The sequence below is a fragment of the Maribacter vaceletii genome (assembly GCF_003634105.1).
GTDB classification, from domain to species: Bacteria; Bacteroidota; Bacteroidia; order Flavobacteriales; family Flavobacteriaceae; genus Maribacter_B; species Maribacter_B vaceletii.
In genome coordinates this window covers 316,242-328,831 of the sequence record NZ_RBIQ01000008.1, presented here as the reverse complement: position 1 = coordinate 328,831, position 12,590 = coordinate 316,242, and the positions used below count along the sequence as shown (strand labels likewise).

Below are 12,590 nucleotides of genomic sequence, written 5' to 3'. Positions count from 1 at the left end.
AAATGATGATAAAGGTTGTAGCTCAATTTGAGAATAAAACCAGAATAATTACATCAAATAGAAGAGATATGAAAAATTTAAAAAATATAATAGTCGTGTTGTTTGTTTTAATACTTGCAGGGTGCAAGGGCAAAACAACTCCTAAAAATGAGAAAGTATCGGAAATTCAAGAAAGTAGAAGCGTAATTACGAACGATTTTTCTGTAGCTATAAAATGGGAAATAGGTGGGTTTAAAATGCCTGAATCTGTATATGCTTCAACTAATCATAAATGGTTGTACGTTTCCAATACCAATGGTCCTGCTCCCGGTTTTATAAGTCGTGTATCTAAAGATGGTGTTATAGACAACCTAAATTGGGTAACAGGATTAACATCTCCAACAGGCTCTGATATTTATGAAAACACCTTGTACGTTGCCGACCAAAAACAAGTGCATCTTATAAACTTAGACAACGGAAGCATTGTAAAAAGTTATGCAGCAAACGAAGCAGGTTCTTTAAATGACTTAGCAATAAATCAAAAAACAGGGCAAGTTTTTATTTCTGATGTTCCAGGAGGTAAAATCTACACTATTGAGAATGATAAATTAGTGGTATGGTTACAGTCTGATAAAATTCCATTTCCTAATGGTGTTTATGTAGAAAACAACAGTTTAGTTGTTGCTAATTATGGGTTAGAAAATGGAGAGGGATTGATGCGTGCAACGTGGAAACCTGAAGATTTTGGGTCGCTATACAATGTTGATATTACTTCTAAAAAGGTAGAGTTAATTGCAACTTCAGACAAAAAAGGAGTTTTTGATGGTGTTACTTCAATAAATGACGTTTTATTGGCAAGCAGTAATCCAACGGGGCAATTATTCACATTTGATGGAGATAAAAGCTATTTAATTGATGCTTCTTCAAAAGGTATTGCAGACATCAACACTGACGGAAAAATTATTTATGCGCCTTATATTTTTGACAATAAGTTAGTAGCGTATAAACCAACACCTTGGGATAGAGTTACTACTAAAGCCGAGTATATAGAAAAAGGAGCAGACAATTATTATGGTGATGAAGGCGGAACGTCTATAGCTACTAGCGACGGAATAATTAAAGGGAGTTTTGGCGGACAAGAATTAAAAGGAACCTGGGATTGGCAAGATGAATTTTTCTGTAGAACAAGCACTTTAGGAACAATGGATTTAGGTTCAGATTGTATTCAGATTGATGTTACAGACACTAAAATGCGCTTAATCTTAAACAAAGGAACAGGAATGTCTGTGGTTTATGATAAAAAGAAAGACCCAGAAATCACTATCCTATCCACCTTTAAAATAAAACCAGAAAAGGTTGAATTGTTTAAAAAGGAAATGCTCGCAAACCAAGATGTGGTTCGTAAAGAGAAAGGTACTTTAGAGATGAAGTTGTTTCAAGATAAAAACAATCTAGAGAATTTTTTGGTCTTCGGAATAAATGAAGGAGAAAAGACTTTAGAATCGCATTCTGAAGCGGTAGACCAAAGAGGAATTGCAGATCGCGTAAAATCCGCTTTAATTGAAGCACCTAAAACCTTGTTTTTAAATAACGAAAAACCGTTACCAACTAATGATTTCAGTCAAATTAAAGTAGACAATAATGAAGTCTTATTGTTTTCCATTTTTGAAATAAAAGAAGGTTATAAAGAAAAATTTGTAAAACAATTAATTAAGCATACAGAGCTTACTAGACAAGAAGAAGGTAATATCCGTTTCGATTTTTACAGCATCAATGGAAAAGAAAACACATTTGTTTTTCAAGAGCATTGGAAGAATGAAGAAGCTGGTGCATTCCATAGAAAACAACCATACACACAAGAAACGGGAGCTATAATGAAGGAGGCTATTATAGCGTCTACAATGCAACCTTTTTTTGTGAATCAGATTGAAAAATAGAAGAACATCTAAAACATACTGAAAATGAAAACACAAGATAAATTACCGAATTATACGAGAAAAATATTTGTTGGTGGCGAATGGAAAGACGGAAAAGGACCAGCAATCAAGGATATTAACCCTTGGAACCAAGAGGAGTTATTCTCTTTAAATGGAGCTACCACAGATGATGTAAATGAAGCTTTTGAACAAGCAGCAGTTGCGCAGAAAAAATGGGCAGCGGTACTACCTCCTGAAAAGAGTAGAATGATGCTAAAACTAGCCGAAGTAGTTAGAAACCGAAAGCAAGAATTTGCAGAATGGGCAAGAAAAGAAGTAGGAGCAACATTAGCAAAAGGCTATTTTGAAGCGGAATTGGTTGCTAGTGTTTTTGAAAGTGCTGTGCATTTACCATTATTAGTAGAAGGTAAAATTTTGCCACAAGATATTGATGGCAAAGAATCTATTGCAGTTAGAAAACCATTAGGAGTTATTGGTTTAATTTCTCCTTGGAATTTTCCGGGTCAATTAACCGCGCGTACTTTAGGTCCTGCCTTAGCAGTAGGTAACGCTGTGGTCTTAAAACCGGCATCAACGTCTATAGTAACAGGTGGATTAATTTTCGCTTCTTTTTTAGAAGAGGCAGGTTTCCCTAAAGGGTTATTAAGTGTATTGCCTGGTGGAGGAAGTACTATTGGTACTGCAATTACAAAGCATCCTATTTCAAAACTAATTTCGTTTACAGGCTCAACACCAGTTGGTCGTCAAGTTGGTAAAAATGCTCTGGAAGCAGATATTATTAAAAATATCGAGTTAGAATTGGGAGGTAACAGTCCGTTTGTAGTGCTAGAAGATGCAGATATAGATCAAGCGGTTGAAGCTGCTGCTTGGGGCAAATTTATGAACCAAGGTCAGATCTGTATGGCTATCAACAGAATTATCGTTGAAGATAAGGTCTACGACGAATTTACAGAAAAGTTTATAGTAAAAGTAAAGACCTTGAAACGTTTGGATATGAATGACCCAGATACGTTTGTAGGTCCTATTATTGATCAAAATCAGTTTGATACTGTTAAAGGGTTAATAGACGATGCAAAAGAACAAGGTTACAAAATGGCATTAGGTGGTGAAGCTGAAGGGTTACATATGCCGCCACACGTTTTTGTAGATGTAGACGAAAACTGTCCATTATTTCAAAATGAGATTTTTGGACCAGCAGTGTCTATTGCTAGAGCAAAAGATACCGAAGATGCGCTACGATTAGCAAATGCTACAGATTACGGTTTATCTAGTTCTGTGTTTACACAAGACGAAGCTAAAGGAATGGCATTTGCACAAGGCATTGAAGCAGGTATGACGCATATTAATGACCAACCGGTTAATGATAGTGCGTATGCACCATTCGGTGGAGTTAAAAACTCAGGCCTAGGTCGTTTTAATGGACAATGGGGCGTAAAATCGTTTACCGTTGCACATTGGATTACTATTCAGAAAACACCAAGAAAATATCCTTTTAAGGCTTCTGATTTTCAGTAGTCAAAAGTAATTTAAGTTACATTTTTAAAAGCTGAGATTAATTTAGAATTAGTCTCAGCTTTTCTTATATTCTAACAATTGGTAAAAGTTTTAAAATATTCTTGGAATTTCAGTAAGAAATCAAGTTCTTGTATGATTAAATTTCGCTTTAAATAATGGATGATTTAATTACGTTTTCTATTGCTTTTTTTGAGATAACAAGCCCAATCTAATGTAAAAACAATAGACCATCTAAATATTGATGAAAACCATAGTATAATCACTAGATATTCCAATTTTAACGGAATTAGGTAAGTGGTTTGATTGTTAAAATAGTTGATAATACTATAACCTCAGTAATAGACAAAATTATGGATTTAATTATTGCCATTACTAGCACTGGTATACGGATAAAAAGTATTAAGTTTTCATTTATTTTAATGAAAGATATATAAACCTAAAATTCTAATCATTAAATTTTTATTTAAGTTGTAATATGAAAAAAATACTTATATTATTTTCGCACCCTAGATTAGAACAGTCTAGAGTAAACAAAATATTGATTGAAAATATAATTAATAAAAAAGGAGTTACTGTTCATGATTTATATGAGTGTTATCCAGATTTTCATATTAATGTTCCTTTTGAAAAAGAGTTATTAAGTAAACACGATGTTATCATTTGGCATCATCCATTTTATTGGTATAGTTGCCCGCCATTAATGAAACAATGGATTGATATGGTTTTAGAGTTTAATTGGGCTTACGGACCAGAAGGAAACGCTCTGCATGGTAAAATTTGTCTAAATGCCATTACCACTGGCGGTTCTAAAGAAGTGTATTGTTCTGAAGGATATAATAGTTTTACAGTAAAACAATTTTTAAGACCATTTGAGCAAACTGCAAATTTATGTGGAATGACGTATTTTCCTCCTTTTGCTGTAATGGGAACGCATAACTTATCTGATGAAGCATTAGATGAATATAAAATAAATTATGGAAAATTTATAGATTTACTACAAGCTAATTTAAGTATAAATGATATGGATAATAAATCATTTATAAACGATATTCCTAAACTAAAGACCATTTAAAATATGACGGGAAGTATACTTTTTGAAGCCATAGTTTTTTTAGCTGGAGCTATTATTTGTGTTTCTATAGCAAAGCGTTTAGGGTTAAGTTCAGTAATTGGCTATTTATTAGCAGGGGTATTAATTGGTCCGTATGTTTTAGGTTTTATAGGGAAAGAAGGGGAAGATATCTTGCATTTTGCTGAGTTTGGCGTAGTTATGATGCTTTTTTTAATTGGACTAGAAATTGAACCAAAAAATTTCTGGAATATGCGAAAAACTATTTTAGGAATGGGAGGTATACAAGTAGGAGGTACCATGCTACTCTCATACGTATTATTTGCTTTTTTTGGGTTTGATTGGAAAGTTTCTCTGGTAATATCTATGGCTGTTGCATTGTCTTCAACAGCAATTGCAATGCAAACCATAAAGGAAAAAGGTTTAATGGATACTACATTTGGAACTTCTTCTTTTTCCATTTTATTGTTTCAAGATATTATTGTTATTTTCATGATAGGGGCAATACCTTTATTGTCTAACACTACTTTAGAAACTAAAACAGAAGACCATGGCACGTCTATGAGTCTAATAGATTCTCTTCCCTTGGGCTTTCAAACTTTAGCTATTATTTTATCTGTTGTTGTTATTGTAGTTCTTGGGCGCTATTTAATTGTTCCAATGTTAAGGAAAGTAGCAAAAGCAGGTGTGCGAGAGTTACTTATTGCTGCTGCTTTTTTAATTGTATTTGGCATTTCTTTTATAATGGAATTGGTAGGGCTAAGTCCTGCTTTAGGAGCTTTTTTAGGAGGTGTTGTATTATCTAATAGTGAGTTTAAACATGAGTTAGAAAGTACTCTAGAACCATTTAAAAACTTGTTTTTAGGATTGTTCTTTATGGCTGTGGGTGCTTCTATAAATTTTATAGTTATAGCAAATAATCCTCTAACCATTGGTGGTGTTTTAATTGCAATAATAGTTATTAAAGCAATTGTTTTATTTATAACAGGTTCTATTTTTAAACTAAAATTAGACCAAAAATTATTGCTCTCTTTTAGTTTGGCACAAGTAGGGGAGTTTGCTTTTGTATTACTGTCGTTTGCTTTTGGGCTTCATATTTTAGAACAAGAACAAATGGATATGATGCTTGTAGTTACGGCGCTTAGTATGTCATTAACACCAATTTTTGGAGTTGTTAATGAACGTTTTATTCTCCCAAAAATTGGAACAAAAGAATCTGTAAAACGTCCAATGGATCATATTGCAAAATCGCATAAAATTATTCTTGTTGGTTTTGGACATTTTGGAAGCACAATAGGCCGTTTTTTACGTTCCCATGGTGTAGAAGCTACCATATTAGATCATGATTCTAATAGAGTAGATTTTCTTAGAAAAATGGGTTTTGAGGTGTATTATGGAGATGCAACAAGACAAGATTTACTTGAGTCTGCAGGTATTGCAGAAGCAAAAATAATTATTAGCGCTACTAATAAAATTGAGGTTTCTAAAGCCATAAGTAAAATTATAAAAGAACAATACCCACATGTAGAGTTAATGATACGAACTAAGAATAGATATGATGCTTATGAGTTGTTAAATCTTGGACATGAAAATATTTATAGAGAATCTTTGGATACATCTTTAGTTTTAGCAAGAGATGTTTTAAGTAAAATGGGTTTTAGAAAATATACTTTAAATAGACAAGTTCAAAATTTTAAAAAATATGATGAGGATAGTTTAAGACGACTTGCTTTAGAGCCAAAAAGAGAAGAAGATTATATTTTTAAAGCTAAGCAAGAATTAGCACAGCAAGAAAAATTCTTAAATGAAGATCTTAAGCGTGGTGTAGTAGAATATGATAGCCACTGGGATAGTGAGTATATTAGAGAGCTTTTAAATAAAAAGTAAATTTCATAATCTAAAGTAAGTCTACATAATATTTACATTTTAAAAGAGACTTTTAACATTTTACCAACCATCTAAAACACATTACATTGTATAGGGTTCTGTTTTAGTTAGAGATAACTTTTTCAACTTGCCTTCTTACATTATATAATTTGTAGTACAGTAGTCTCTTTAAAATGGCATGATTTACGATGCCTATGGAAGATAGTTGTAAAACACGGTATCTAAAATTATAGCTTTTTTTAGTTTAGGTTTAATAAATGTAAATTGATTAAAAAGAGGTAGTTTCGCGGCTTAAATTAGCCTATTGTTATGAAGCGCATAAATGAGTATAAAAAATTATTTGGAATAGAAAAAGAGATAGACCTTAAACTACTAAAAAAGAGTTACCGTAATTTAGTAAAAGAGTGGCATCCAGATAAATTTCAAGACGGAGATATTAAGCAACAAGAAGCTGAAGTGCAAAGCCGTAGAATTATTGATGGCTATCATTTTTTAGTTAGCATGGCTCCTGAAACTAAAGAGAAAAATCTAGAAGCATATACAGAAACTATTACAAAAGGAGCTATAGCAGATTATCAACATAAAGGGTTATTGTTAGAAGTTACCTTTACAGATGATACAACGTATGAGTATTTTGGAGTTACAAAATCGGTTTACATTAAAATGATGAATGCTTCTAACCTTAACCGTTTTGCAAGACGTAGTATTTATCCAAAATATACCTATAGAAAGTCTAAGGGAGCATTAGTAGGATAATTATTAAGTTAAGGAGTAAGTGTATAAAATTAGATTTTAATTTTTTCTATTAAAATTTTAGAAATCTTTACTTAAGCATATTTTATGATAAAACAGTTTTTAGATTTAGGGATTAAGGAGGAGTTTCAGCAAAGTTTAGAGAAATTAGAGATTTTTAAACCTACTGAAATACAGAAAAAAACAATTCCACTTATATTAAACGCAAAGAAAGATGTTGTAGCCCTAGCAAAAACAGGAACAGGAAAAACAGCTGCGTTTGGATTACCACTATTACAGTTAATAAATGTTAATAGTAAAAATATACAAGTGGTAATTTTAGCACCTACTAGAGAGCTAGGGCAACAAATTTATGCTAATTTGGTTTCTTATGCTTCTAATAGTAAATCTATTTCTATAGCCTCTATATGTGGAGGAATACCAATAAAACCTCAAATAGAAAGACTACAAAACATAACGCATATTGTAATAGCAACTCCTGGACGTTTGGTAGATTTAATAAATAGAAAAGCTATCGATCTAAAAAAAGTAGAATATTTAGTTTTAGATGAAGCCGATGAAATGGTTAGTAATTTAAAAACGGACCTAGATCCTATTGTAAACGAAATTCCTAAAACTAAAAGAACACTTTTGTTTACGGCTACTATGCCAGGTACTATTAAACAAGTAATACAAAATTATTTATCTAAGAATGTTACACAAGTAGAGGTAGATATGAGTACTGTTGGTCACCAAGGTATAGATCACCAATATATAGTTGTAGAGCCAATAGAAAAATTAGACGTTCTCCTTCATTTTTTAAGTACAAAAGAACGTAAAAGAGGTGTTATTTTCTGTAAAACAAAAGCAGCGGTTAATAAGCTGGCAAAAAAGCTAGCCATTAATAAGTTTTCATCAGGAGCACTTCATGGTAGTTTAACACAGGGAATAAGAGACCGTGTTATGGGGCAATTTAGAGAAGGGCATATTAATATTTTGGTAGCTACAGATCTAGCTGCTCGTGGAATAGATGTTAAAGAAATAGAATATGTTGTAAATTATCATTTACCAGATACGTATGATGCATATGTACATAGAAGTGGCCGTACGGCTAGGGCAGGAGCAAAAGGACTTTCTCTAACAATACTACAAAAAGAAGAAGAAATAGAAATTGCGGATTTTGAAAATGAATTAGGAATTACTTTTCATAGATCTAAAAAAGCAAATCCGCAAAGTATAGAAGAAAATAATAGTTTATTATGGGCTAAAAAGATTTTTAAAACAAAGCTTAATAGAGATGTTTCTGATGATTTTAAAGAGAAAATAAAAACTATTTTTCATCATTTAACAAAGGAGGAATTAGTAGAAAAAATAATAGCAAATCATTTAGAACAACACCATAGTATAGTACAAAAATTAGAAGCTCCTTTAAAAAATAAAAAGAAATAGTCTAATGGCAAACCCTATTAAAGCACAGGAAGACATTCTTAGGAAATTACAAATTAAAGCATTGCATCCAATGCAAGAAGAAGCTATTACTACTATAGCATCTACTAAGAATACAATACTTCTTTCTCCTACAGGAACGGGTAAAACTTTAGCTTTTTTATTACCCTTACTTAGTGATTTAAATCCCGATAATGAGGAAATACAAGCATTAATTATTGTTCCTACTAGAGAATTGGCAATACAAATTGAACAAGTAACCCGTACTATGGGAACAGGTTTTAAAGTTAATGCTGTTTATGGTGGTAGGCCCATGTCTAAAGACAAAATAGAAATAAAACATAAACCAGCTATTTTAATAGGAACTCCTGGCAGAATTTTAGATCATATAGATAGTGAAAGGTTTTCTACATTAAATATTAAAACTTTAATTTTAGATGAGTTTGATAAGTCTTTAGAAATAGGTTTTGAAGAAGAAATGAGTGCTATTCTTTCAGAATTACCTAATTTAAATAAAAGGGTTTTAACTTCTGCTACACAAGGAGTTAAGATTCCTTCTTTTGTAAAATTAGAACAGCCTAAAATTATAAATTATTTAAATAAAAAGAAAAACTCTCAATTACAGATTAAAACGGTTATTTCTCCTAGTAAGGATAAGTTAGATACTCTATTAAATCTACTTCTTCATTTAGGGAACAAACCAGGAATTATTTTTTGTAATTTAAAAGATAGTATTTCAATTGTAAGTTCTTTTTTAGAAAAGCATGCTATTTCTCACGATTGTTTTTCTGGTGGTATGGAACAAAAAGACAGAGAAAGAGCTTTAATAAAATTTAGAAATGGTACAAGTCAAATATTACTTGCCACAGATTTAGCAGCAAGAGGTATAGATATACCAGAACTAAAATTTATTATACATTATGAGCTTCCCATACATTCGGAAGAATTTACACATAGAAACGGAAGAACAGCCAGAGTAAATGAAAAGGGCACTGCATATATTTTACAATGGAAAAATCAAAGTTTACCAGACTTTATTACTAATGTAACAGAAGCTAGTATTTTACCAAAAACACAGAGAGAACCTCAGTTTTGGCAAACATTATTTATTTCAGGTGGGCGAAAAGATAAGATTTCTAAAGGAGACATAGCAGGTTTATTTTTTAAACAAGGGAAAATTACTAAAGAACAATTGGGTGTAATAGAGTTAAAACAAGATTGTGCTTTTGTTGCAGTGCCAGAATCTATAGCAAGTAATATAGTTGAAAAATTAAATAATAGCCGCTTAAAAAAAAAGAAAGTACGTATAAAAATTATTTAAAACTTTAAATAGAAAAGGGTTGTCTATAGTATAGACAACCCTTTAAAGAAAATGTATTTTTTTATTATTTTAAACTATCTAATAGCTTTTCAGCTACTAGTCCAGAGGAAGCAGGATTTTGTCCTGTTATTAAATTTTTATCCTGTATGGCATAAGCAGCCCAATCTTGCTTTTTAGAATAGATTCCTCCATTTTTAGAAAGCATATCCTCTACTAAAAACGGAACAACATTAGTAAGACCAACAGCTTCTTCTTCTGTATTTGTGAATCCAGTTACTTTTTTTCCTATTACTAAAGGAGTGCCATCTGTATTTTTAACGTCCTTTAATGCCGCAGGAGCATGGCATACAAAAGCGATTGGCTTTTCTTGGTTATTAAATTTTTCTATTAGTGCAATAGAAGTTGTGTCGTTTGCTAAATCCCATAAAGGGCCATGTCCTCCAGGGTAAAATACAGCATCAAAATCATCAGGATTCATATCCGATATTTTTCTTGTATTTGCAATTGCTTCTTTTGCTACTGCATCTTTATTGTAACGATTAGTGGCTTCTGTTGCTGCATCAGGAGAATCACTACTTGGATCTATTGGAGCAGCACCTCCTTTTGGTGTTGCTATTGTAATAAAGGCACCTTTATCTAAAAGGGCATAATATGGTGTAGCAAACTCTTCTACCCAAAAGCCTGTTTTTTTTCCAGTATTTCCTAATTTATCATGAGATGTTAATACAAATAATATTTTCATTTTTTTTGTTTTTAAATTCTAATTTTCCTTCTGAAACATTTTCAAATGTTTTTTCTAACAACTTAATTTACTTGTAGTTGTAAATATTAAGGCTATATTTTGTGTTAATTACATGTTTACTACTAGTAAGCCATTTTTACTATCTTTTCTACCATATATGGTGATAATGTTTGGTGTTCTCCTAACCCTAACCAACCACGATGAGTAAAGCGTTTTGCTATTTCTTCAGCAGTGCCTTCATAATCCTTTGTATAATCGGATAGTTTAGTATTTATACCCAAACCATGAAAAAATGTTATTGTTTTTTCAATTGCGCCATAGGCTTTGTCATCTATAGTACCTTTTGTAATATTCCAAACACGTTCACCGTATTGTGCTAATTTTTCCTTTTTTGTTTCAAAATTATATTTGTAATGGCTTGGAGCTATAACAGCTAAAGTACGAGCATGATCAATTCCAAAAAGAGCAGTTAATTCATGCCCCATTGCATGTACAGCCCAATCTGTAGGTACTCCTTTTTGTATTAAACCATTTAAAGCCATTGTACAACTCCACATAAAATTAGCCGCAGCGTTATAGTCTGTAGGATCTTTTAATACTTTTGGAGCTACTTCAATTATGGTTTGTAAAATACTTTCTGCAAAACGATCTTGTAATAAAGCACCAATTGGGTAGGTCATATATTGTTCTAGTACATGCATAAAAGCATCTGTTAAACCATTTACTAATTGGCGTTGCGGTATAGAAGTAATTACTTGTGGGTCTAATATTGAAAACTCAGGGAATAAGCCAGGACCGCCCATTGCTAGTTTTTCTTTAGTTTCTTTTCTCGTAATTACAGCGCCAGAGTTCATTTCAGAACCTGTAGCAGGTAAGGTTAAAACGGTTCCAAAAGGCATCCCTTTCTCTGTTCTAACTTTGTTTGCTAGGATATCCCATGGCGAATCACCTTTAAATACTGCCGCAGCAGATAAAAATTTGGTTCCATCTATTACAGAACCTCCGCCAACAGCTAATAAATAAGTAATATGTTCTTCTTTAATAACTTTTAAAGCTTCTATTAGTGTAGCATATTCAGGATTTGCAGGGATACCTCCAAACTCTATAACATTAATATTAGCTAAGGCAGTCTTAACTTGTTCGTAAATACCGTTTTTCTTAATACTCCCCCCACCATAAAGCAATAATACTTTAGCATCGCTAGGAATTTCATTCTTTACTTGCTCAATAGTGTCTTTACCAAAAATTATTTTGGTAGGGTTTTTAAATTCAAAATTATTCATCATCATCTTCTTTTAATAATTATCTACTGTAGATCATCAGTAGTTTATTCAATTACAGTAACCAAATCTTTCATTGGTTTTCTAACCTTTACAAGGTTTACTAACCAATCTTCTTCTTCTTTTCTATATCCTATCGGTAATAATACTGCGCTTCGTAATCCTTTTTCACGTAGTCCTAAAATCTTATCTACAGCATCTGGCTCAAAACCTTCTAAAGGAGTAGCATCTACTCCTTCGTATGCAGCAGCAGTTATAGCGTTTGTAAAAGCAATGTAAGCTTGCTTGGCAGCATGGTTAAAATTTTCGTCAGCGTCTCTTTGAGGATACATTCCTAATAACATTTGACGATAATTTTCCCAACCTTCATTTTTAAAACCACGAATTTCATTCGTTAAATCAAACATATAATTAATTCTATCTTCAGTATACGTATCCCAAGCAGCAAATACAAGTAAATGAGAACAGTCTGTAATTACAGATTGGTTCCAAGCTACTGGTCTTATTTTTTCTTTTATGTCTTGGTTTTTAATTACAAAAATTTCAAAAGGCTGTAAACCGCTAGAAGTAGGGGATAAGCGAGCTGCTTCTAAAATACGTTCTATTTTGTCTTCCGCTACTTTTTCTCCATTCATTGCTTTTGCAGCGTATCTCCAATTTAATTTATCTAATAATTCCATTT

The 12,590-nt window shown here is 32.1% G+C and carries 10 protein-coding genes; 7 read left to right on the top strand and 3 right to left on the bottom strand.

Annotated elements, in window-relative coordinates:
- Positions 1 to 2 precede the first annotated feature (2 nt).
- From CLV91_RS08995 to CLV91_RS08965, 7 genes are all read left to right on the top strand, one after another.
- A complete protein-coding gene (locus CLV91_RS08995; protein ID WP_121066692.1) occupies positions 3 to 1,916 on the top strand; it encodes an antibiotic biosynthesis monooxygenase in 1,914 nt (637 codons plus the stop codon).
- Between the two features lie 24 nt (positions 1,917 to 1,940).
- Entirely contained in the window at positions 1,941 to 3,431 is a 1,491-nt protein-coding gene (locus CLV91_RS08990; protein WP_121066690.1) for an aldehyde dehydrogenase family protein, read from the top strand.
- A 475-nt stretch (positions 3,432 to 3,906) separates the two neighbouring features.
- Entirely contained in the window at positions 3,907 to 4,503 is a 597-nt protein-coding gene (locus CLV91_RS08985) for an NAD(P)H-dependent oxidoreductase (RefSeq protein ID WP_121066686.1), read from the top strand.
- A 3-nt stretch (positions 4,504 to 4,506) separates the two neighbouring features.
- Positions 4,507 to 6,387, top strand: a complete 1,881-nt coding sequence (locus CLV91_RS08980) for a monovalent cation:proton antiporter-2 (CPA2) family protein (protein ID WP_121066683.1) — start codon at positions 4,507 to 4,509, stop codon at positions 6,385 to 6,387.
- A gap of 309 nt (positions 6,388 to 6,696) precedes the next feature.
- Entirely contained in the window at positions 6,697 to 7,143 is a 447-nt protein-coding gene (locus tag CLV91_RS08975; RefSeq protein WP_121066680.1) for a KTSC domain-containing protein, read from the top strand.
- An 84-nt stretch (positions 7,144 to 7,227) separates the two neighbouring features.
- Positions 7,228 to 8,568: a DEAD/DEAH box helicase gene (locus CLV91_RS08970; RefSeq protein WP_121066677.1), complete on the top strand. Its 1,341-nt coding sequence runs from the start codon at positions 7,228 to 7,230 to the stop codon at positions 8,566 to 8,568.
- A gap of 4 nt (positions 8,569 to 8,572) precedes the next feature.
- Entirely contained in the window at positions 8,573 to 9,886 is a 1,314-nt protein-coding gene (locus tag CLV91_RS08965; RefSeq protein WP_121066674.1) for a DEAD/DEAH box helicase, read from the top strand.
- A 64-nt stretch (positions 9,887 to 9,950) separates the two neighbouring features.
- On the opposite strand, the gene CLV91_RS08960 is transcribed toward CLV91_RS08965, so the two are convergent.
- From CLV91_RS08960 to CLV91_RS08950, 3 genes are all read right to left on the bottom strand, one after another.
- Positions 9,951 to 10,628: a type 1 glutamine amidotransferase domain-containing protein gene (locus CLV91_RS08960; RefSeq protein ID WP_121066671.1), complete on the bottom strand. Its 678-nt coding sequence runs from the start codon at positions 10,626 to 10,628 to the stop codon at positions 9,951 to 9,953.
- A gap of 122 nt (positions 10,629 to 10,750) precedes the next feature.
- The gene (locus tag CLV91_RS08955; protein WP_121066668.1) at positions 10,751 to 11,911 is read right to left on the bottom strand and encodes an iron-containing alcohol dehydrogenase; all 1,161 of its coding nucleotides are present in this window, start codon (positions 11,909 to 11,911) and stop codon (positions 10,751 to 10,753) included.
- A 44-nt stretch (positions 11,912 to 11,955) separates the two neighbouring features.
- Positions 11,956 to 12,588, bottom strand: coding sequence for an NAD(P)H-dependent oxidoreductase (locus CLV91_RS08950; RefSeq protein ID WP_121066665.1), 633 nt, complete (start codon positions 12,586 to 12,588; stop codon positions 11,956 to 11,958).
- Between the last annotated feature and the right edge of the window lie 2 nt (positions 12,589 to 12,590).